At 67.7% G+C, this 20,353-nt stretch carries 18 protein-coding genes and 1 tRNA gene; 14 read left to right on the forward strand and 5 right to left on the reverse strand.

Going from position 1 to position 20,353, the window contains the following annotated elements; all coding sequences use genetic code 11:
- Positions 1 to 85 precede the first annotated feature (85 nt).
- Together BoBH3_RS11655 and BoBH3_RS11660 are read right to left on the reverse strand one after the other, a co-directional pair.
- Positions 86 to 1,207: a CaiB/BaiF CoA transferase family protein gene (locus tag BoBH3_RS11655; protein WP_262330951.1), complete on the reverse strand. Its 1,122-nt coding sequence runs from the start codon at positions 1,205 to 1,207 to the stop codon at positions 86 to 88.
- Between the two features lie 40 nt (positions 1,208 to 1,247).
- Complete coding sequence (locus BoBH3_RS11660) at positions 1,248 to 2,219, reverse strand: AEC family transporter (protein ID WP_262330952.1); 972 nt, start codon at positions 2,217 to 2,219, stop codon at positions 1,248 to 1,250.
- A gap of 249 nt (positions 2,220 to 2,468) precedes the next feature.
- Here BoBH3_RS11660 and BoBH3_RS11665 point away from each other — a divergent pair, with 249 nt between their 5' ends.
- The 5 genes from BoBH3_RS11665 (at position 2,469) to hspQ (ending at position 6,186) form a co-directional block, all read left to right on the forward strand.
- Positions 2,469 to 3,413 (forward strand): IS1595 family transposase, encoded by a 945-nt coding sequence (locus tag BoBH3_RS11665; RefSeq protein ID WP_262330953.1) that lies wholly within the window; start codon positions 2,469 to 2,471, stop codon positions 3,411 to 3,413.
- A gap of 160 nt (positions 3,414 to 3,573) precedes the next feature.
- Positions 3,574 to 3,650: transfer RNA gene (locus tag BoBH3_RS11670), tRNA-OTHER, on the forward strand.
- Between the two features lie 182 nt (positions 3,651 to 3,832).
- Entirely contained in the window at positions 3,833 to 4,399 is a 567-nt protein-coding gene (locus BoBH3_RS11675; RefSeq protein ID WP_262330954.1) for a hypothetical protein, read from the forward strand.
- 283 nt (positions 4,400 to 4,682) lie between these two features.
- The gene (locus BoBH3_RS11680) at positions 4,683 to 5,732 is read left to right on the forward strand and encodes an HpcH/HpaI aldolase/citrate lyase family protein (protein WP_262330955.1); all 1,050 of its coding nucleotides are present in this window, start codon (positions 4,683 to 4,685) and stop codon (positions 5,730 to 5,732) included.
- Between the two features lie 124 nt (positions 5,733 to 5,856).
- Complete coding sequence (hspQ, locus tag BoBH3_RS11685; RefSeq protein WP_262330956.1) at positions 5,857 to 6,186, forward strand: heat shock protein HspQ; 330 nt, start codon at positions 5,857 to 5,859, stop codon at positions 6,184 to 6,186.
- A gap of 197 nt (positions 6,187 to 6,383) precedes the next feature.
- On the opposite strand, the gene BoBH3_RS11690 is transcribed toward hspQ, so the two are convergent.
- A complete protein-coding gene (locus BoBH3_RS11690; protein WP_262330957.1) occupies positions 6,384 to 7,172 on the reverse strand; it encodes an invasion associated locus B family protein in 789 nt (262 codons plus the stop codon).
- Positions 7,173 to 7,498: 326 nt separating this feature from the next.
- Here BoBH3_RS11690 and BoBH3_RS11695 point away from each other — a divergent pair, with 326 nt between their 5' ends.
- The gene (locus BoBH3_RS11695; protein WP_262330958.1) at positions 7,499 to 9,328 is read left to right on the forward strand and encodes an extracellular solute-binding protein; all 1,830 of its coding nucleotides are present in this window, start codon (positions 7,499 to 7,501) and stop codon (positions 9,326 to 9,328) included.
- 8 nt (positions 9,329 to 9,336) lie between these two features.
- On the forward strand, positions 9,337 to 10,365 hold the full coding sequence (locus BoBH3_RS11700; protein WP_262330959.1) for an AMP-binding protein: 1,029 nt from the start codon (positions 9,337 to 9,339) through the stop codon (positions 10,363 to 10,365).
- On the opposite strand, the gene BoBH3_RS11705 is transcribed toward BoBH3_RS11700, so the two are convergent.
- Complete coding sequence (locus BoBH3_RS11705; RefSeq protein WP_262330960.1) at positions 10,347 to 11,009, reverse strand: ceramidase domain-containing protein; 663 nt, start codon at positions 11,007 to 11,009, stop codon at positions 10,347 to 10,349. The two genes, BoBH3_RS11700 and BoBH3_RS11705, sit on opposite strands and share 19 nt — an antisense overlap.
- A 184-nt stretch (positions 11,010 to 11,193) precedes the next feature.
- Here BoBH3_RS11705 and BoBH3_RS11710 point away from each other — a divergent pair, with 184 nt between their 5' ends.
- The 7 genes from BoBH3_RS11710 (at position 11,194) to lexA (ending at position 17,903) form a co-directional block, all read left to right on the forward strand.
- Positions 11,194 to 12,705: a helicase HerA domain-containing protein gene (locus BoBH3_RS11710; RefSeq protein ID WP_262330961.1), complete on the forward strand. Its 1,512-nt coding sequence runs from the start codon at positions 11,194 to 11,196 to the stop codon at positions 12,703 to 12,705.
- A gap of 222 nt (positions 12,706 to 12,927) precedes the next feature.
- The gene (locus BoBH3_RS11715; protein ID WP_262330962.1) at positions 12,928 to 13,545 is read left to right on the forward strand and encodes an anthranilate synthase component II; all 618 of its coding nucleotides are present in this window, start codon (positions 12,928 to 12,930) and stop codon (positions 13,543 to 13,545) included.
- Positions 13,546 to 13,579: 34 nt separating this feature from the next.
- A complete protein-coding gene (gene trpD, locus BoBH3_RS11720) occupies positions 13,580 to 14,593 on the forward strand; it encodes an anthranilate phosphoribosyltransferase (RefSeq protein ID WP_262330963.1) in 1,014 nt (337 codons plus the stop codon).
- A 7-nt stretch (positions 14,594 to 14,600) separates the two neighbouring features.
- Positions 14,601 to 15,413: an indole-3-glycerol phosphate synthase TrpC gene (trpC, locus tag BoBH3_RS11725; RefSeq protein WP_262330964.1), complete on the forward strand. Its 813-nt coding sequence runs from the start codon at positions 14,601 to 14,603 to the stop codon at positions 15,411 to 15,413.
- Positions 15,410 to 15,892 (forward strand): cyclic pyranopterin monophosphate synthase MoaC, encoded by a 483-nt coding sequence (gene moaC, locus BoBH3_RS11730; protein WP_262330965.1) that lies wholly within the window; start codon positions 15,410 to 15,412, stop codon positions 15,890 to 15,892. The genes trpC and moaC overlap by 4 nt, the downstream gene beginning before the upstream one ends.
- Positions 15,892 to 17,103 (forward strand): molybdopterin molybdotransferase MoeA, encoded by a 1,212-nt coding sequence (locus tag BoBH3_RS11735; RefSeq protein ID WP_262330966.1) that lies wholly within the window; start codon positions 15,892 to 15,894, stop codon positions 17,101 to 17,103. The genes moaC and BoBH3_RS11735 overlap by 1 nt, the downstream gene beginning before the upstream one ends.
- An 80-nt stretch (positions 17,104 to 17,183) precedes the next feature.
- The gene (lexA, locus tag BoBH3_RS11740) at positions 17,184 to 17,903 is read left to right on the forward strand and encodes a transcriptional repressor LexA (protein WP_262330967.1); all 720 of its coding nucleotides are present in this window, start codon (positions 17,184 to 17,186) and stop codon (positions 17,901 to 17,903) included.
- On the opposite strand, the gene BoBH3_RS11745 is transcribed toward lexA, so the two are convergent.
- Positions 17,897 to 20,203 carry a ComEC/Rec2 family competence protein gene (locus tag BoBH3_RS11745; protein WP_262330968.1) on the reverse strand — a complete coding sequence of 769 codons (2,307 nt, stop codon included), beginning with the start codon at positions 20,201 to 20,203 and terminating at the stop codon, positions 17,897 to 17,899. The genes lexA and BoBH3_RS11745 overlap by 7 nt on opposite strands.
- Between the last annotated feature and the right edge of the window lie 150 nt (positions 20,204 to 20,353).

The raw sequence follows: 20,353 nt of genomic DNA on the forward strand, positions 1-20,353 counted from the left end.
GACGGCCGACACCTCATTGCAGGCCGCACCCGGTCGTGGGTTCCGGGTTCTTCGCTTCGCGAAGCCCCGGAATGACAGCCGTTCGTCAGCTCTCTCCCAATACCTTCCCCGTATCGGCGCCGCTCGCCGTGACACGGCGCAGGTCCGCCGCCTCCTGCCTGAAGACGGGCGCGAGCGGTAGTGGCGTCGAGACGAGGCGCCGGCCGCCCGGCTCCTCGACCTGGGCATCGAGAAGGCCGCGCGCCGTGACATGGGGGTCGTTCACGGCCTCCTCCAGCGTGCGCACCACCGTGCAGCAGCAGTCGAGCGGCTCAATGACGGTGCGCCAGTGCTCGGCGCTCTCTCCTGCAATGATCCGGGCGATCCCGGCGCGGGTCGCTTCGGGATCGCGCCTGTCGTCGCGCAGCCGCTCCTCGAGGTCGATGCCCGCGCAGAAGCCCTGCCAGAACTTCGGCTCCAACGCGCCGACGGCGAGGAACCAGCCATCGGCCGTGGCATAGAGGCCGTAGCGCGGGCTTGCGCCCGTCAGCAGCCCCTCGCCGCCATCGGGGAAGGAGCCCGTGGCCTGTCCCTGTGCCAGCCCGTACCAGGCGAAGGTCGGCATGGCGTCCGCCATGGCGATGTCGAGATGGCAGCCCTGCCCGCTGCGCTCGCGCTGGCGCAGCGCCAGCAGGATGTTGATGACCGCCGGCATGGTGCCGCCGGCAATGTCGGCGACGAGCGGCGGCGGCAGCGGCGCGGCGCCGTCGCGCTTCAGCGATTGCCCGAGCAGCCCGCCGAGCGCCTGATAGTTGATGTCGTGGCCGGCCTCCTGCGCCCTCGGGCCATGCTGGCCGTAGCCGCTGATCGAGCAGTAGATCAGGCGCGGATTGAGCGCCTTCAGCGCCTCATAGCCGAAGCCGAGCCGCTCCATCACGCCCGGCCGGAACTGCTCGATCAGGATGTCGGCCTTCTCGATCAGGGGCTTGAGCCGCGCCAGCGCGTCGGAGGCCTTGAGGTCGAGCTCGACGCTCTCCTTGCCGCGGTTGAGCACGGCGAAGGGGGCGGAGGTCTCGCCGAAGCGCGGCGGGAAGCCGCGCATGTCCTCCCCGCCCGGCCGCTCGAATTTGACGATACGGGCACCCGCCTCGGCCAGGAACAGGCTCGCGAGCGGCCCCGGCAGCAGCGTCGAAAAATCCAGGACCAGAAGATCGTCCAGCGGCAGCATCGGCACCTCAGGCTCTCGGAGGCGGATGGCGTATCCGGCCCTAGTGAAAGAGATCGGCCGTGATCCTGCCCGTCTTCACCAGCCACAGGAAGCCCGGCAGCGTGATCATCGAGACGATCGTGCCGATCAGCAGGCAGGCCGAGGCGCGCTCGACGCCGACGCGATACTGCGTCGAGACGACGAAGATGTTCAGCGCAGGCGGCAGCGCCGCCATGATGATCGCGGTGTAGACCCATTGCGCCGGAACGCCGCCGATGGCCGAGAGCAGCACCCAGACCAGCAGCGGATGCAGCAACAGCTTGATCGCGACCAGCGCCGGCACCTCGGCGGGCACGCTCTTCAGCGGGCGCAGCGCCACGGTGACGCCGAGCAGGAAAAGCGCGCAGGGCGCAGCCGCCTGCTGCAGCCAGAGCGTCATCTTGTCGGCCACCTCCGGCAGCTGGAACTTCATGAAGCTCGCCAGCACGCCGAGCAGCGTCGCGACGTTGAAAGGGTGGGTCAGCACCCGCCAGACCACCTCGCGGGCGGTGGCGAGCACGCTCTTCTTCTCGACGCCACCCAGCGCCATCAGGAAGGGCACCAGCGAGAACAGCAGGATGCTGTCGAAGACGAAGACCAGCACCACGGCCGCGCTGGCGTCCGGCCCGAGCGCGGCCAGGATCAGCGGCGGCCCCATATAGCCGATATTCGAGTAGGAGCCGGCCATCCCCTGCATCACCGACTGGGGCATGTCGCCCTTCGTGAACCGATAGCCGAGCACGAATGACAGGCAGAAGGCGCAGAAGGTGGCGAGCGTCGTGCCGGCGATGAAGCGCCAGTTCGCCAGCTCGCTCAGTGGCTTGTCGGCGATCAGCCGGTAGAACAGCGGCGGCAGCGCGACATAGATCAGGAAGAACTGCAGCCAGGCGAGCCCCGACTCCGGCAGTTGCTTGTAGCGTCCAATGGCGAAGCCAAGCAGGATCAACCCGAAGAACGGCGCAACCAGATTGAAGATATTGACGAGGTCGGCCATAGGGGCTGCGATCGATCCTGACGCTTCAGTTCCGGCGACCGCGGCGGGCCGGACAGTCTGGCCTCCAGCATCTAGCGCCTCGCACCCTCCGAGCAAGGCCATTGCCGCCGGGCGCCCCTCCCCAGCATGCAGGGGCGGAGATTATACCTAGGCATGAAATCCCATGCGCGGTCCAAGGAATTTAAGCACATTTATATACTTGACAAAGCAGATCATAGGCCTATGATCCTAAGCCATAGGAGCAAGGCAATGGCTGGCGCACTCGACAACCCGATTTTCACCGATGCCGACAAGGCCCGCGAGCATCTGGAAGCCCAGCGCTGGCCGAACGGCGCGACCTGCCCGCATTGCGGCAATGCCGATCCTTCCCGCATCGCGGCGCTGAAGGGCAAGGCTCATCGCGTCGGCCTCTATCAGTGCGCCGAATGCCGCGAGCAGTTCACCGTGACTGTCGGCACCGTCTTCGAGCGCTCCAAGATCCCGCTCAACAAGTGGATGCTGGCCGTTCACCTCATGTGCGCCAGCAAGAAGGGCATGAGCGCTCACCAGCTCCACCGCATGCTTAGCGTCACCTACAAGACCGCTTGGTTCATGGCTCACCGCATCCGCGAGGCCATGCGCGACGAGAACCCGGAACCGATGGGCGGCGAAGGCCAGATCATCGAAGCCGACGAAACCTATTTCGGTGACAAGGAAACCGTCACCAAGCGCACGAAGCGCGGCAAGGCTGGCTTGGGCAGCAAACGCGCCGTTGTCGCCCTGGTCGAACGCGGCGGCTCCGTCCGTTCCTTCCACGTCAACAGCGCGGACGCTACGACCGTCCGCGAGATCGTCGTCACCAACGTTCGCCGCTCGTCTTCCCTCCATACCGACGAAAGCAAGCTCTACACGAAGACCGGAACCGAGTTCGCTGCCCATGAGACGGTGAAGCACACGGCCAACGAATACGTCCGCGGCGTGGTTCACACCAACACCGTCGAAGGCTTCTTCTCCGTCTTCAAGCGCGGCATGAAGGGCGTCTATCAGCACTGCGCTGAGAAGCATCTGTTCCGCTACCTCGCGGAGTTCGACTTCCGCTACAACAACCGCACCAAGCTTGGCGTCAGCGACGTTGAGCGCCGCGACAATGCCTTGAAGGGCATCGACGGCAAGCGCCTGACCTATCGGCGGATTGGTGGCGCCGCGCTCGCTTAAGCAGAAAGCGAAGCGCTTGCTACGTAAGCGTCAGTCAACGCGGTGAATCATGTGGATGCCTCGCGGGGGCGGACTCGGCTTTTTGTTCCGCACGTGTTCCCATCATCGATGGCGGGAATCAAAAGGCCGGGTGCTTGCGACACCCGGCCCTCGCTGTGGTGGCCGCGTAGCTCAACTGGAAAGAGCGTGTGGTTTCGTATCCCTCAGGTGCTGGTTCGAGTCCAGCCGCGGTCGCCACTTATAACTTCGCAAACTGCGGTCGAGAGCGTCAATCGGTCTTTGTGTTGGATTCCTTCTTTGTTTCCTTGACGGGCTTTTGAGGCCGTTTCGAATCGTCATGCGGCTTCGGCGGCGTCGCTAGCATCCGCTTCAACACCTCGTCGCGGCGCTTCTCGTCTTCTGATTGAGGCTTGCTAGCCATGACCATCACTAACCCTTGGGACGTTCCGCCGATCCTACCAACTGGGGATATGGAGCGGAAAGACATTCATCTCGCCGTTGGCATGGCGCTAGATGCCTGGGAGGGCGTTGAGCAGGCTTTTGCCGACATCTTCGTAGCCTTCGTAGGCGGCTTTCAAGAATGGCCGTCGCCTCACCCTGCTATTCGGGCCTACGGCTCCGTAGTCAGCTTCAAGGGCAGGTCAGACATGGTATCGGCGGCCGGGGAAGGCTTCTTCCATAATCGGAACGAGCCACAATTGAAGACCCACCTAAACAAAATTCTCAAGGATGCCGCTAGATTCAGCGCCCGCCGGAATGAAATTGCTCATGGTAGGGTTTACCCCCGAGATGACGACAATAACAGGTGGCTTGGTCACTACCTTCAACCTGGACTATTTGCATCGGGGAAACGTCCCACCAGCGGCGACGTGAAATACGCATACGTCTCTGCCCAGATACATGAGATCAGGAAACACTTTTCCTCGTTTGAGGATCAGGTTCGGGACGTTGAAAATCGGATCTGCGACCTTCCAGAGCTCCCATAACCAAAAAGACCTCGCGGGCTATCTCCTCAGCAATGCCGGGGGCCGCATCGCAGCAATCTACGATGACGCCGGCCCCCGCCTCGATCATCTCGGGCGTGATCTCTATCTCACGTAGCTCTATGCCGGCCTGTCGCCCGGAATCATTAGGCATTTTTTCTGCTTTGTCACGTATATAATTGCGAATTTAAGCCTAGGCATCACATCCCATCGCCGCCTGCGAAAGAACCATGGACGCGCCGGGCGGGCTGATTCACACTCGTTGCGCTGCAACAGGACCCGCCCGATGACGACCAGGACGCCGCGCCAGTTCTTCCGCCCGCTCGCCATCGGCGCGCCGGAGCCCTTCCGCGAGCTGCCGCTCAGGCTCGAGCGCATGATCCATTTCGTGCCGCCGCATCTGGAGAAGGTGCGCGTCAAGGTGGGCGAGCTCGCACCGCAGGTCGACATCGTGCTCGGCAATCTCGAGGATGCAATCCCGGTCGACGCCAAGCAGGCGGCCCGCGAGGGCTTCATTACGATGGGCAAGGCCGTGGATTTCGGCAAGACGGGCCTGTGGACCCGCGTCAATGCGCTGAACTCGCCCTGGTTCCTCGACGACATCACCGCGATCATGGCCGAGATCGGCGGCAAGCTCGACGTGGTGATGGTGCCCAAGGTCGAGGGGCCGTGGGACATTCACTATGTCGACCAACTGCTCGCCCAGTTCGAGGCGCGCCATACCCTGCCGAAGCCGATCATGATCCACGCCATCCTGGAGACGGCCGAGGGCGTGAAGAATGTCGAGGCGATCGCCACCGCCTCGCCCCGCATGCACGGCATGAGCCTCGGCCCCGCGGATCTCGCTGCCTCGCGCGCGATGAAGACGACACGCGTCGGCGGCGGCCACCCGGACTACAAGGTGATCGCAGACCCCTCCCCCGATGGCGGCGCGCGGGCCGTCGCACAGCAGGATCTCTGGCACTACACCCTCGCCAAGATGGTCGATGCCTGCGCCGCTGCCGGCATCAAGCCATTCTACGGCCCGTTCGGGGATTTCGCCGATGCGGCCGCCTGCGAGGCGCAGTTCCGCAACGCCTTCCTGCTCGGCTGCGCGGGCGCCTGGACGCTGCACCCCTCCCAGATCGACATCGCCAAGCGCGTGTTCAGCCCGGACCCGGCCGAGGTCGCCTTCGCCCAGCGCATCATCGAGGCGATGCCTGACGGTTCGGGCGCCGTGATGATCGACGGCAAGATGCAGGACGACGCCACCTGGAAGCAGGCCAAGGTCATCGTCGACCTCGCCACGCAGGTCGCCGCGCGCGACCCCGATCTCGCCCAGCGATACGGATTGTGATGGATCGCTCCAAATACCCAATTGATCTCGACGCATTTGCGACGCAATCCTCACGCAATCGCAGCAGCGTAATAAAGGTGCAGGCGCCGCGTCGGCGTCGTTCGAGTACGGGCACAACAGAAAGATGCAGTCGCGTTCCGCCAAATTCAGGATCGGCCAGGTGGTCAAGCACCGGATCTACCCCTTCCGGGGGGTGATCTTTGATGTGGACCCGGTCTTCTCGAACACCGAGGAATGGTGGATGGCGATCCCGGAGAACATGCGTCCGTCGAAGGACCAGCCGTTCTACCATCTCTTCGCCGAGAACGAGGAGACGGAATATGTGGCCTATGTCTCCGAGCAGAACCTCGTCAGCGACGAGTCCGGAACGCCTGTCCGGCATCCGCGCGCGAAGGAATTCTTCCGGCGCGACCGCAAGGGCCATTATCTGATCGACCGCGGCGAGCTGAACTGAGCCGGACCTGACCGCGCGCGTCAGTCGCAGGCTTGATCGGGAATCTCCGGACCAGAAGGCGCGGGAGCTCCATCCGGCAGGAGATGCTCGGGGCAGGCCCGAGCATGACGGCGCGTTGCGCTCCCCCACAGATCAAACGAAAAGGGCCGGTCCTCGCGGACCGGCCCTTTCTATATTCCGAGTTCCGTTGAGCCCGATCAGGGCTTCGGAGCGGGAGCGGGAGCAGCCCCCGGCGCAGGCGCCGCGCCGCCCGGAGCGGCGTTGGCACCGCCGGCACCGAGACGCTGGCGCAGTTCTTCCTGGCGCTTGGCGAGCTCGTCCTGGAGCTGCTTCTGCTGCTCTTCCAGAACCTTCGGGTCGATCGGCGCGCCGTCGAAGCCCTTGGCGAAATCGGCCAGCGGGATGGAGAACGACACCTCACGCCCGCCCTGGTTCTGGACGCTGACGTTCATGTTCGTGCCCTTCTTCATGGCGTTGATCATGTCGTCCTTGACCTGCGCCTCGGCGAAGCAGCCGTTCGGGAAGCAGATCGCATAGCGGCCGCCGGTCGGCTGGGCGGTGTCGACGCCGAAGCGGATGCCGGGCTGCAGCAGCAGGCCGAGCGGCATCAGGAAGCGCACGATCTTGTTCGGGTCGCCCTTCACGTCATAGACCGCGACGGCGAGCACCGGCTGCCCCTGGTCCGAGACGAAGTCGCGGGTGGTGTAGCAGATTTCCTTGTTGGCGCCCTGGTCCTTGCCGCAGACCTTGGTCCAGCTCGTCTGGGACGGCTCCGGCTTCACCTGAACGACGGTGGGGCCGGCGGGGGCTGCGGCCTGGCCCTGCGCCGGGGCGGCGGGCTGCTGCGCGGGAGGGGTGGCCGGACGCGCCGGAGTGGCCGGGCGCTGGGCCGGCGCCTGGGCGAAGGCGGCGATGGGGGAGAGGCCGACGGCCGCGCTGAGGACGAGCCCCAGGGCGCAGGATGACAGGCGAAACGAAGCGGACATTCCTGGGTCTTTCCTTATCAGTCGAATCTCGGGGGATCACGACTTCGCAAAGCCGCGCGCGTCACCGCCGGCGGCCCAATCGCATCCCGGCGCCGGCCACCGCAAGCCTGCGCACATTCGATGTGATTGAGGCGTTTGAATGACACCCTGCCCCGCCTTTAGAGCATCGGCCCGAAAAGTGGAACCCGGTTTTGGCCCTGGGCGGAGACAGAACCGAAATGACTCCGTCCGCCGCTTTCCTGCCGGAATGGCTGCGTGACCCTGCTGAGCCCATGCTATTCTCAGTCAGGGAATCAGGTTGCGCGATGGATTTGCTTCGAAAGGCCTTGGCGACGACGCGTCGCAGGGCCGGCCTCATGCTCGTCATGACGCTGCTCGCCGTTCCGGCGGGCCGTTCGGTGCTGGCCGATTCGGCGCCGGCCACGCATGCCATCGCCATGCATGGCGAGCCCGCGCTGCCTCCGGGCTTCGCGCATCTGCCCTATGCCGACCCCGCCGCGCCGAGGGGCGGACGCATCACCTTCGGCATCCAGGGCACTTTCGACAGCCTGAACCCGCTGGTCGTGCTCGGCGTCGCGCCCGATGCCGTGCCGAAATACGTGCAGCAGAGCCTGCTCTTCCGCTCGGCCGACGAGCCCTTCACCGCCTATGGACTGCTTGCTTCCAAGGTAGAGCTCAACGCAGACCGCACGCGACTGGCCTTCGAGATCGACCCGCGCGCCACCTTCTCGGACGGCGCGCCAGTGACGGCGGAGGACGTTCTCTTCACCGTCGAGATGCTGAAGACCAAGGGCAAGCCTTTCCACCGCTCCAGCCTCGCGCGGATCACCAAGGCCTCGGCCCCCTCGCCGAGGCGCGTCGAGTTCGAGCTCGGCGATGGATCGAACCGCGAATTGCCGCTGGTGATCGGCTCACTGCCGATCTTCGCCAAACACGCCACCAATGCCGAGACCTTTGGCGACACCAGCTTCAAGCCCGCCCTCGGCTCCGGCCCCTATCTGGTCAGCGAGGTCCGGCCCGGTGAAGCGCTGACGCTGAAGCGGCGCAAGGACTTCTGGGCCGAGGATCTGCCGCTGATGCGCGGCCTCTTCAATGCCGAGGAGATCCGCTACGACTTCTACCGGGACTCGAACGCGCTGTTCGAGGCGTTCAAGGCCGGACTCTACGATGTCCGGCTCGAAGGCGACCCGACGCGCTGGATGAGCGGTTACGACATCCCTGCGGTCCATGACGGGCGGATCGCGCGGCATACGCTGCATTTCGACACGCCGAAGGGCATGACCGGGCTGGTCTTCAACACGCGCCGGCCGATCTTCGCCGATATCCGCGTCCGCGAGGCGCTGGGGCTGCTGTTCGATTTCGAATGGGTCAACCGCAACCTGTTCTACGGGGTCTATCGCCGCGCCGGCAGCTTCTTCTCGGATTCCGGCCTTTCGGCGCTGGGTGTGCCGGCCGATGCGCGCGAGAAGGCGCTGCTGGCACCGTTTCCGGGCAGCGTGCGCGAGGACATTCTGAGCGGCGCCTGGAAGCCGGCGGAGAGCGACGGCTCGGGCCGCGACCGCGAGCAGGCGCGCAGGGCGCTCGAACTGCTGAAGGCCGCGGGCTATGCGCTGCAGGACGGGGTGCTGAAGAGTGCCGGGGGCGAGCCCTTCGCCTTCGAGATCACCGTGACCAGCCGGCCACAGGAGCGGCTGGCGCTGAACTTCGCGCAATCGCTCTCCCGGCTCGGCATCACGGCCAATGTCCGGTTGATCGACGACGTGCAGTACTGGCGGCGGCTCTCCGCCTTCGATTTCGACATGATCCAGTGGACCTGGCCGGCATCGGCCTCGCCCGGCAACGAACAGATCGGCCGCTGGGGCGCGGCCAACGCCGAGCGCAAGGGCTCGCTCAACTATGCCGGCGTGAAGTCGCCCGCGGTCGACGCGGCGCTGCAGGCGCTTTTGGCGGCGCGGGCGCGTGAGGATTTCGTCGCCGCCGCGCGCACCCTCGACCGGCTGCTGATCTCCGGCTTCTACGTCGTGCCGCTCTACTACCTGCCCGACACCTGGCTCGCATTGTCGCGCGGCGTGGTGATGGCGGGGCGCCAGCCGGCCTATTTCCTATCCAACGAAACGCTGGCGCGCCTCCCGGCCGCGCCGGCACCGGCGAACTGAGGTAGTCGATGCGGGCCGAACAGGACGAAGCTTCCGCCCTGCTCGACGGGCTCGATCTCGATACGCTGCTCGGCGCGCTGACGCGAGGACGCGGTTACGACGCAGCGTTGCGCGACCCGCCGGGGCGGCGCGGCTGGAGCGACATCCAGCCGGCCTCGGTCAATTTCCTCCAACTGGAGCAGCGCATCGACCGGTTGGCGCGGCTACTTTCTATCAACAAGGGCCAGCCCGGCGCCAGCGTCGCGATCCTGGCGCCGCTCGGGCCGGAAGCGGTCGTCGCGATCCTGGCGAGCCTCAGGGCGGGCCTGTCCCCGTTGATGCTGCCGCTGCACGCCAACGAGCTGGAACTGCTCAAGCTGATCGAAGCCTCCGGCGCGGTGATGGCGCTCGGCGTCAGCCGCTTCGGACCGGAGCGGCCCTTGCTCACGCTGCGCAACCTCGCCATGCGCGCCTTCAGCACGCGCTTCGTCGGCGGCTTCGGCCCCGACGTGCCGGACGGCGTCGCGCCGCTCGATACGCTCATGGGGAGCGCGGAGCTGCACCCGTTGCCCGACAGGCTGGAGCGGCCGGAGCTTCAGGTCATAGACGCCAACGCCTTCGATGCTCCGGCGCGGGTGTCGGAGCGCGCGGTGCTCGGCAAGGCACTCGAAATCTCGCGGGCGCTGAAGCCGACGACATCCTCGCGCATCGTCACGGCGCTGATCGGCGGGGACCTCGCGGCGCTGGCGAGCGGGCCCGGCATGGCGCTGCTGACCGGCGTCGAGCTTCTGCCGCTCGGCCTGTTCAGCCTCGGCGACCTGCAGGCCTGCATGGAGGGTGGGCGCAGCGTCCATCTGGTGCTGCCGGGCGCGATGGAGCCCGCTTTGGCTCATTCCCGCCTTGCCGGTCACCCGGCTCTGGCGAGCCTCGTATTCGTGCAGCGCGAGCCGGAACGGACCTATCCCGCGATCGACCGGCCCGACATCGCCGTGGTGGACATCGAGGTGTGCTCCGCCGCGGAGATCGCCGTCGTCAGGCGTCAGCTTCCGGAAGCCTGACGGCGATCTTCGCCGGAAAGCACCGCCGCGCGCAGCAGCCAGTAGAGCACCAGCGCATTGAGCAGGTGCCAGAGCCAGTGCGTGCCGAGCGGTAGCCCGGCGCAGACCGCGAAATCGATGCTGCGCATCGTCAGGGAAACGGCGAAGGCGACCCCGGCGAGCCCGAGAAGCCTGCGCTGGCGGCTGAGCGCGGCCGGCAAGGCAGCCGCGATGCCGAAGAGGCCGAGGAGAAAAGCGGCATAGCCCGCAGAGCCGGACGCCGGCATCGGCAGGAGCGCGCGCCCGGCCCATGACAACGCCAGACCGAGGCCGAAGAAGGCGAGCGTCCCGGCCGCCGTCACGAGGCCGGAGGCGCTAAGATAGCGCCGCAGCGCGAAGGCGAAATAGCCGAAGGCGAAGAGCTGGATCGGCACGACATCGGCCAGGACCGTCCGGCCGTTCGGCATGGTGTGGAACAGGAAGGAGCCGATCCCGATGGCGAAGACCAGCAGGATCAGGACGAGCACGGTCCGGTCGCCTCCGCCCCGCCGTCGCCAGAGCAACAGGGCCGTGAGCGCCGCGACGAGGAAGGCGGCATTGGTCACCGCGTTGACGGGCTCGGCCCAGAAGCCCCCGTCCAGTCTTTCGCAATAGCCGAACCGCATTGCCCCCGCCCGTTCTTGCCTGCTCCAGCGAAGCCGGCGATTGCGACGGCTTCAAGTCACCGCTCGCTGCAGTGCGATTGCCTGTGGAATGCAGCCCGGCCCTGCGCCCAGCGCGGGAAACTCCGTGCTAGAAGCGCCGGCCGTGCCCTCCGCGCACGACCTACCAAGGCGATTCACGACCGGCATGACGACAGCGATCGAGATGGGAACGACACGAACCGGCGAGCCCGGTGTGATCGATCTCGCCGAACTGCTGGCGACGCGCCTGCTCGTGCAGGGCAATTCCGGCTCGGGGAAATCGCATCTGCTGCGCCGCCTGCTGGAACAGAGCGCGCCGCTCGTGCAGCAGGCCATCATCGATCCCGAAGGCGATTTCGTCTCGCTGGCCGAGCAGTTCGGCCATGTCGTGGTCGATGCCGAATGCGGCGAGGCCGAATTGCAGCGCGTGGCGCTGCGGGTGCGCCAGCATCGCGTCTCGGTGGTGCTCAACCTCGAGAACCTCGAGGCCGACGAGCAGTTGCGCGCCACGGCCGCCTTTCTGGGCGGGCTCTTCGATGTCGACCGCTCGCTCTGGTTCCCAATGCTGATCGTGGTGGACGAGGCGCAGCTTTTCGCGCCCGTGATGGCGGGCGAAGCCTCGGACGAAGCACGCCGCCTCTCGCTCGGCGCCATGACCAACCTGATGTGCCGCGGCCGCAAGCGCGGGCTCGCCGGTGTCATCGCCACGCAGCGCCTCGCCAAGCTCGCCAAGAACGTCGCCGCGGAAGCCTCGAACTTCCTGATGGGCCGGACCTTCCTCGACATCGACATGCAGCGCGCCGCCGATCTGCTCGGCATGGACCGGCGCCAGGCCGAGATGTTCCGCGACCTCGAACGCGGGCAGTTCGTTGCGCTCGGTCCCGCCCTGTCGAAGCGGCCGCTGCCGATCAGGATCGGCACCGTCAGCTCCGTCGATCGCGGCAGTGCGCCGGGCCTGATGCCGCTGCCCGAGCAGGCGCCGGAGGAAGCCGGCAAGCTGATCTTCACGCGCGGCGAGGACGAGCCGCTGCCGATGGCGCGTATGGTGCGGCCCGCACCGCGCCCGCGCCCGGCCGCAACCGAAGTGCTGCGCCAGATCGAGAACTACCGCCCTGCCCCGCAGCCAGATCCGGAACCCGAGATCGAGATGGAGCCGGCCGAGCGCGAGGCGCTGATGGTCGAGATTCTGCGCGAGCTGATGGCCGACCCCGAGGCGCGCTCGCGGCAGGTCGCGGTGCTCTATCAGGACTTCACCGTGCGCTGCCGGATGCGCCGTCTCGGCCGGACGAATCTGAGCCTGGAGGAATTCCGCCGCAGGCTCGCCGTCGCCCGCGCCGGGGTCAGCGACAGCATCGCGGAGAGCGACGGCTGGCAGGCCGCCGTTGCGGCGTCCGCCGCGCTGCCCGAGGATCTGCAGGGATTCTTCCTCTTCATCGCCCGCACCGCCATCGAGGGCGCGCCCTGCCCCAGCGATGCCGAGCTCGCGCAGGTCTATGGCAGCCATTCGCCCAGCCGGGCGCGCCGCCTCCTCACCTATATCGAGGAGCGCGGGCTGATCGTCGTCCATGTCGACTTCCGTGGCCAGCGCACGCTGGCCCTGCCGACGCTCGGCGTCGAGACCGCGCCGGGCCTGGCGCAGCCGCGCACGGCGGGGATGCCGCGCGGCGCGCGGGGCTGAAGAGCATATCATGCTCGGGCTTGACCCGAGCATCTCGGAAACCAGCGCCTTTTCCTGCCAGAGATTCTCGGGTCTGCGCGGAGTTTATCCTTGGGCCGCTCGAAGATCGGACCCGAGGGCTTCGCCCGAGAATGACGGCGGAGGACGGCTCGGCTCCGCTCAAAACTTGACCGCCCGCCCCCCGAACGTGCATGACCTCAAGCCGCATTCACGGGTCCGGCCATGCGCGTTCTGCTGATCGACAACTACGACAGCTTCACCTGGAACCTCGTCCACCTCATCGGCGGTCTGGGGGCGGAGGTCGACGTCTGGCGTAACGACGCGATCTCGGTCGAGGACGCGCTGAGCGGCGGGCATGATGCGATCGTGCTTTCGCCCGGCCCCTGCACGCCGAACGAGGCCGGGATCTGCCTCGACGTGATCCGGCAGGGTGCGGGACAGAAGCCAATCTTCGGCGTCTGCCTCGGCCTGCAGGCGATGGGGCAGGCGTTTGGCGGCGACGTCGTGCGCGCGCCCATCCCGATGCACGGCAAGATCTCGCCGATCCGGCACAAGTCGCGCGGGCTCTTCCGCGGCATCAACGGCCCGTTGCAGGCGACGCGCTACCACTCCCTCGTGGTCGACCGCGCCACCTGCCCGGATGTCTTCGATATCGAGGCCGAGACCGATGACGGCCTGATCATGGCGCTCTCGCATCGCGAGCTGCCGGTCCATGGCGTCCAGTTTCACCCGGAGAGCATCGCCTCCGAGCATGGCGAGACGATCCTGCGGAACTTCCTCGATCTCGCCCAGCGATGGCGCAGCGAGCACGATGCCGCCGCCCTTGCCCCATCCGCCTGATTTCCCGAAGAAATCGCAGGTTCACAGAGTTTCCATGGACGATTTCAAGCCCTTCATCGCCAAGGTCGCGACCGGAGCGACGCTCTCCCGCGAGGAGGCGCGCGACGCCTTCAACACAATCCTTTCTGGCGAAGTGACGAACGCGCAATCCGCCGCCTTCCTGATGGCGCTGCGCGTGCGCGGCGAGACGATCGAGGAGATCGCCGGCGCCGTCGGCGCCATGCGCGGCAAGATGCTGCCGGTTAAGGCGCCGGCCGACGCGATCGACATCGTCGGCACCGGCGGCGATTCCTCCGGCTCCTACAACGTCTCGACGCTAGCCTCGATCATCACCGCAGCCTGCGGCGTGCCGGTCGCCAAGCACGGCAACCGCGCCGCCTCCTCGCGCTCGGGCGCGGCGGACGTGCTGACCGCGCTCGGCGTCAAGGTCGGGCTCGATCCCGCCGGCACGGAGCGCTGCATCGCCAAGGCCGGGGTCGGCTTCATGTTCGCGCCGACGCACCATGCCTCGATGCGCCATGTCGCGCCCGTCCGCACCGAGCTTGGCACTCGCACCATCTTCAACCTGCTCGGCCCGCTGTCGAACCCGGCCGGCGTCAAGCGCCAGCTCATCGGCGCCTTCTCGGAGACCTGGCTGGAGCCGATGGTGAAGGTGCTGGCCTCGCTTGGCTCGAGCCGCGTCTGGGCCGTGCACGGCTCCGACGGGCTCGACGAGATCACCACCACCGGCCCGACCCGCGTCGTCTCGCTGGAGAACGGCAAGATCGAGAGCTTCACGATCAGCCCTGCCGATATCGGCCTCGCCCCGGCCAAGCCGGAGGATCTGCGCGGCGGTGAGCCCGAGCAGAACGCCGCGGCGCTGAACGCGGTGCTCGCCGGCGAGAAGACGGCCTTCCGCGACATTGCGGCCTTCAACGCGGCCGCAGCCCTGCTGGTCGCCGGCAAGGCGAAGGATCTGAAGGACGGCTTCGCACAGGCGACGGCCGCGCTCGACTCCGGCAAGGCCAAGGCCACGCTGGCGTCCCTGATCCAAGCCTCGAACGCTTGAGGCCGGCATGACCGACATTCTCGCGAAGATCGAAGCCTATAAGCGGCAGGAAATCGCAGCGGCCAAGCTGGCGGTGCCGCCGGCCGAGATCGAGCGGCTGGCACGGACCGCGGGCAAGCCGCGCGGCTTCGGCGATGCGCTCGCCGGCAAGCTTGCGGCCGGAACACCCGCCCTGATCGCCGAGATCAAGAAAGCGAGCCCGTCCAAGGGCCTGATCCGGGCCGATTTCGACCCGCCCTCGCTCGCCCGCGCCTATGCGGCCGGCGGGGCGGCCTGCCTCTCGGTCCTCACCGACGCGCCCTCCTTCCAGGGCAAGCCAGAGTTCCTGACCGCCGCGCGCGAGGCCGCCGGCCTGCCGGCGCTGCGCAAGGACTTCCTCTACGAGCCCTATCAGGTGTTCGAGGCGCGCGCCTGGGGGGCGGACTGCATCCTGATCATCATGGCCGGCGTCGACGACGCAACGGCGAAGGCGCTCAGCGACACGGCCGGCGAGCTCGGCATGGACGTGCTCGTCGAGGTCCATGACGACGCCGAGCTCGACCGGGCTCTCCAGCTCGACAGCCGGCTCGTCGGCATCAACAACCGCGACCTGCGCAGCTTCAACGTCGACCTTGCGGTGACCGAGCGGCTGGCGCCGCGCATTCCGGCCGGCCGCATCGTCATCAGCGAGAGCGGCATCTTCACGCATGACGACATCGCGCGGCTGAACAAGATCGGCGTCAACAGCTTCCTCGTCGGGGAGAGCCTGATGCGGCAGGCCGATGTCACCGCCGCGACGCAGACGCTGCTGACCGGCAGGGCGCAAGAGAGCGCCGCGTGAGCAGGCTCAGCCATCTCGACGCGCAGGGTCAGGCGCATATGGTCGATGTCGGCGACAAGGCCGAAACGACCCGCATGGCCATCGCCGAAGGCCGCGTCGTGATGGCGCCGGAGACGATCGCGATCGTCCGCGACGGTAATGCCAAGAAGGGCGACGTGCTCGGCACCGCCCGCCTCGCCGGCATCATGGCGGCCAAGCGCACCCATGAGCTGATCCCGCTCTGTCACCCGCTGCTCATCAGCAAGATCGCCGTCGATCTTGAGATCGACGAGGCGCTGCCGGGGGTGCGCGTGCGCGCCGAGGTCCGGATGAAGGGCCAAACCGGCGTCGAGATGGAGGCGCTGACCGCGGTCTCGGTCGCGTGCCTGACCGTCTACGACATGGTCAAGGCCGTCGACCGGGCGATGCGGATCGAGGAGATCCGGCTGCTGCACAAATCCGGCGGCCAGTCCGGCGACTATAACGCCGGATCTCGCTGATGGCTCTCACCCCGGTCCCCGTCGCTCGGAAGGCCCTGCTCGACAGCATTCCGGGGCCGACCGCGTTTGAGACCCTACCTCTTTCCGAATGCGCCTGGCGGGTGCTCGCCGCCGATGTGAAGGCACTCAGGACCCAGCCGCCCTTCGCCAACTCGGCCATGGATGGCTATGCCGTTCGCGGCGACGACATGGCCGAGGGTGTCGAACTCGCTGTGATCGGCGAATCTGCAGCCGGCCGCGGCTTCGAGGGTGCGGTCGGTCCGGGCGAGGCCGTGCGGATCTTCACCGGCGCGCCGATGCCGGCGGGCGCCGACACCGTCCTGATGCAGGAAGATGCCGAGGGCGTCGGCAGCCCGCGCATCCGCGTGCGCGTCCCGCCCGCCAAGGGCAAGTTCCTGCGCGCGGCCGGGCTGGATTTCCACGAAGGCGACATGCTGCTGCCGGCCGGGCGCGTGCTCGACAGCGCGGCGCTGGGGCTCCTGGCGGCGGGCGGGCATCCCGTCCTGCCTGTCCGGCGCAAACCTCGGGTCGCGATCCTCGCCACCGGCGACGAGCTCGTTTCGCCCGGCGAGCCGGTGGGCCGCGACCAGATCGTCGCCTCCAACTCCTTTGCAATCGCCGCGCTGGTCGAGAAGGCGGGCGGCTCGGCCATCGATCTCGGCATCGCCCGCGACGATCACGCCGATCTCGCGGACAAGATCGCGCGGGCGCGGGTCATGGACGCCGATGTGCTGGTGACGCTCGGCGGCGCCTCGGTCGGCGCCCACGATCTCGTGCAGGAAGCGCTGACGCGGGCCGGCATGTCGCTCGGCTTCTGGAAGATCGCGATGCGCCCCGGCAAGCCGATGATGACCGGACGGCTGGGGCGCATGGTGGTGGTCGGCCTGCCGGGAAACCCCGTTTCCTCAATCGTTTGCGGGCACCTCTTCGTGCTGCCGCTGATCGAGGCGCTGCTCGGCATGGCGGATGCCGACCGGGATCGCAGCATCCCCGCCATCCTCGGCCGGGACATGCCGGCCAATGACGAGCGCGAGGACTATCTGCGCTCGGAACTCGTCATGACGCCGGAGGGCTGGGTGGCGACGCCCTTCGGGCGGCAGGATTCCTCGATGCTCGGTACGCTCGCCCGCGCGCAGGCGCTGACGATCCGGCCCGCCTTCGCCGAGCCGGCCAAGCAGGGCGATCCCTGCCGGATTATGCTCCTGAGGTGAGCCGCTTGCGGAACACAAGGCGAACGGGTATGGTGTTCGTGCTTTGTTTCGAATCTGCGCGCTGAGCCGCGGCGGGGATCATGCTGACACGCAAGCAACACGAACTCCTGCGCTTCATCCAGGAACGCTTGCGCGAGAGCGGCGTACCGCCCTCCTTCGACGAGATGAAGGATGCGCTCGACCTGCGCTCGAAATCGGGCATCCACCGGCTGATCATGGCGCTGGAGGAGCGCGGCTTCATCCGCCGCCTGCCCAACCGGGCGCGCGCGCTCGAAGTCATCAAGATGCCGGACGGGCTTGGCGCCCCCACGCCGCGCGGGCGGTTCAACCCGGCTGTGGTGCAGGGCGGGCTCGGCACGCAGCCGACGCTTCCCAAGCCCCGGCCGGCGAGCAATTCCGACGACGAGGATGGCCGTCATTCCGTCGCGATCCCGGTGATGGGCCGGATCGCCGCAGGCACGCCCATTTCCGCGATCCAGAGCCGCAGCCACACCGTCTCGCTGCCGCCGGACATGCTCGGCTCGGGCGAGCACTACGCTCTGGAAGTGCGCGGCGATTCGATGGTGGAGGCCGGCATTCTCGACGGCGACACCGTCATCATCCGCAAGCAGGACACGGCTAACACGGGCGACATCATCGTCGCGCTGATCGACGACGAGGAGGCGACGCTGAAGCGGCTGCGCCGGCGCGGCTCTTCCATCGCGCTGGAGGCGGCCAATCCGGCCTATGAGACACGCGTGCTTGGCCCCGACCGGGTCAAGATCCAGGGCCGCCTCGTCAACCTGATGCGGCGCTACTGAAGCCGCTCGGTTTCCGCCTCGCTGTCCGGTGAAGCGATGAGCGGACCGGCTGTGGGGGCGGGTGACGGGTTTGCACCTGCGCCGGGCGTTGTGCGGCGCTCTTCCCGGCGGCGATCCCATGGACGGTCGCTGCCCTGCTGCTCCGAGATTCGGCTGCTCCAGCCGCCGCGCGTGCGGTAGAGCGACGTTGCGCCGTCTCGCATCAGCGCCGTGCGATCGATCAGCTTCGCCTTGCAGGCAGCGCTCCAGGGAATGGCGGTGACGACGAGGTCGGCGCGCTGGCAGTCCTCGATGATGGCGAGCCGATTGAGCGCGTAGGAGACGCTGCGCCCCTCGGCCGTGCGGACGACGCAGGCGAGCGTGTCGCAGGCGATGCCGGCACGTAAACTGGGATCGTCCGGCGAGCGGCTGTCGCCATCGGCGGCCAGCCACTGCTGCAGGACGAAGCGGCTCGGCTTGCCCGCGACCGCGAGGCGCCCGTCGGCGCCACGCGCGGCGAGGCCCGAGCCGTCGCGCTCGATCAGGATTTCCGGCTTCTCGGGCTTGCCCGCCGTCGCAACGCCGATCATCAGCGGCAGCGCCGCGAGCCAACGCCAGGCGGTGGTCCAGAGCGCCAGCCAGAGCAGCGACAGCACGAAGCAGATCAGAACGGCGGGGCCGAAAGCCGCGATCATCACCGTCGAATGGTCGATCGTCGCGACCCAATGCGCGACCTTGATCACGACATCGGAAGCAAGCCCCATGAGCGCCCACGCCGGCCAATCCAGCCCGAAGGGAAAGGCCAGCACGCCGAAAACGGCCGCCGGCATGACGAAGAGCGAGACGAAGGGCAGCGCCATCGCATTGCCGAGCAGGCCGAAGGGGTTGAAGGTCTGGAAGTGATAGGCGCCGAAGGGGGCCGTCGCAGCGGTCGCGAGCAGGGTCGTCACGACGATGCCAAGCGCGGCGGTCCAAAGAGTGCCGAGCGGCCAGGGAAGGCTCGGCGGCGGGTTGGCGCGATTGCGGCCCTGCCAGCGCTCGGCGAAGGCGATCAGCGCCGCCACCGCGCCGAAGGACATCTGGAAGCTCGGGCCAAGCAGCGCCTCCGGCTCGCGCAGCAGCACGATCATCGCCGCGAGCGCGAGGTTGCGCATGCTGAGAGCCGCCCGGTCGAACAGGATCGCGCCCAGCATCACCAGTGTCATGATCAGCGATCGCTCCGTCGCGACCTCCCCTCCCGAGAAGACGCAATAGGCGATCGCACCCAGCATGGCGGCAATGGCGGCGATCTTCTTGACCGGCCAGTTCAGCGCGACGGTCTGCGAGAGCGCCAGCAGCGCCCGCATCAGCCAGAAGATCGTGCCGGCGGCCAGCACCATATGCAGGCCGGAGATCGAGACGATGTGGTAGATGCCGGCGGCGCGCAGGTCGTTGTTGGTCGCTTCCGTGATGAGGCCTCGCTTGCCGGTGACGAGAGCTGCGGCGACGGCCCCGCCCTGCCCTCCGGCGGCCTCGGCGATCCGCTGCGTCAGCGCGTTGCGGGCCCGGTCGATGCCGGCGTCGAGCGTGAGCCGCAGCGGCGGCGGATGCGGCGGCGGCGCCAGCGCGATCTTGCCCGAAACGCTGCCGACCGCGCCGATACCGCGGAAGAAGGCGTCGCGCCCGAAATCATAGCCCCCGGCCCGCGCCGGTCCCGGCGGAGGCAGCAGCCGGGCGGTGGCGGCGACATGGTCCCCCGGCGCGACGGAGCCGGCGCGGATATTGACGCGCACCCGCCTTGGGCGCTGCGCCTCCGGCAGCCCGGTGATGTCGGTAACCAGCAGCACGAGCCGGGCGCCGGTATCCCGCGTCTCGACGCTCTCGACGAACCCTGAGAGCTTGCCAATGCGCGGTCGCTCCAGCATGGGAGCGGCAATGTCGGCCGTGCGCCAGACGCCCGCCGCAAAGCCGGCAAAGGCCGCAGCGAAAGCGAAGCAAGCCATCGCGGCGAAGCGGCGCGTGCGCAGCGCAAACGCCAGCACCACGCTCGAGCCGAGGCCGAGGAGCGGCGCCCAGAGCGCCGGCTCACGGTCGGCGGCGAAATAGAGCAGAATGCCGATGCCCATCGCCACGGGCAGCCAGAGGAAGGGCCGGCGGCGCTCCTCTTCCAGCGCCAGCGCTGCAGCGAAATGCGCCCTGCCGTCCCGGAGCCACGCGGCGAGATCGGAGCCCGCAGGAGCTGCGTTCCAGAGGCGCGCCGGCAGGGCGACCGCGCGGGCGCCGCGCGGCTTCGCCAGCGGCGCGTTCGGCCGCTCCCCCTGCACTGGCGGTGCCGGCTGCATCGCCCGCTCCCCATCCCCCCGGAGGTGCGATTTGACCGCTTACCCTTTCCGGCCAAGCCATGTTACAGGGCGCGCGCCGGTTGTCATGTCGCAACGTCGTCATGCACAGCTTGCCATTTTCCCTGTCTTGCGCCGGACGGCCCTGAGCTG

The organism is Allobosea sp. BH3 (assembly GCF_025499465.1).
Classification (GTDB): domain Bacteria; phylum Pseudomonadota; class Alphaproteobacteria; order Rhizobiales; family Beijerinckiaceae; genus Allobosea.

Excerpts from the sequence above, each read along its gene's own strand:
- lexA (WP_262330967.1), top strand. The coding sequence starts at position 17,184 with ATGCTGACACGCAAGCAACACGAACTCCTGCGCTTCATCCAGGAACGC.
- BoBH3_RS11665 (WP_262330953.1), top strand. The coding sequence starts at position 2,469 with ATGGCTGGCGCACTCGACAACCCGATTTTCACCGATGCCGACAAGGCC.
- BoBH3_RS11675 (WP_262330954.1), top strand. The coding sequence starts at position 3,833 with ATGACCATCACTAACCCTTGGGACGTTCCGCCGATCCTACCAACTGGG.
- BoBH3_RS11700 (WP_262330959.1), top strand. The coding sequence starts at position 9,337 with ATGCGGGCCGAACAGGACGAAGCTTCCGCCCTGCTCGACGGGCTCGAT.
- trpC (WP_262330964.1), top strand. The coding sequence starts at position 14,601 with ATGACCGACATTCTCGCGAAGATCGAAGCCTATAAGCGGCAGGAAATC.
- BoBH3_RS11735 (WP_262330966.1), top strand. The coding sequence starts at position 15,892 with ATGGCTCTCACCCCGGTCCCCGTCGCTCGGAAGGCCCTGCTCGACAGC.
- BoBH3_RS11690 (WP_262330957.1), bottom strand. The coding sequence starts at position 7,172 with ATGTCCGCTTCGTTTCGCCTGTCATCCTGCGCCCTGGGGCTCGTCCTC.
- BoBH3_RS11745 (WP_262330968.1), bottom strand. The coding sequence starts at position 20,203 with ATGCAGCCGGCACCGCCAGTGCAGGGGGAGCGGCCGAACGCGCCGCTG.
- BoBH3_RS11710 (WP_262330961.1), top strand. The coding sequence starts at position 11,194 with ATGACGACAGCGATCGAGATGGGAACGACACGAACCGGCGAGCCCGGT.
- BoBH3_RS11655 (WP_262330951.1), bottom strand. The coding sequence starts at position 1,207 with ATGCTGCCGCTGGACGATCTTCTGGTCCTGGATTTTTCGACGCTGCTG.
- BoBH3_RS11680 (WP_262330955.1), top strand. The coding sequence starts at position 4,683 with ATGACGACCAGGACGCCGCGCCAGTTCTTCCGCCCGCTCGCCATCGGC.
- BoBH3_RS11715 (WP_262330962.1), top strand. The coding sequence starts at position 12,928 with ATGCGCGTTCTGCTGATCGACAACTACGACAGCTTCACCTGGAACCTC.
- BoBH3_RS11660 (WP_262330952.1), bottom strand. The coding sequence starts at position 2,219 with ATGGCCGACCTCGTCAATATCTTCAATCTGGTTGCGCCGTTCTTCGGG.
- trpD (WP_262330963.1), top strand. The coding sequence starts at position 13,580 with ATGGACGATTTCAAGCCCTTCATCGCCAAGGTCGCGACCGGAGCGACG.
- hspQ (WP_262330956.1), top strand. The coding sequence starts at position 5,857 with ATGCAGTCGCGTTCCGCCAAATTCAGGATCGGCCAGGTGGTCAAGCAC.
- BoBH3_RS11705 (WP_262330960.1), bottom strand. The coding sequence starts at position 11,009 with ATGCGGTTCGGCTATTGCGAAAGACTGGACGGGGGCTTCTGGGCCGAG.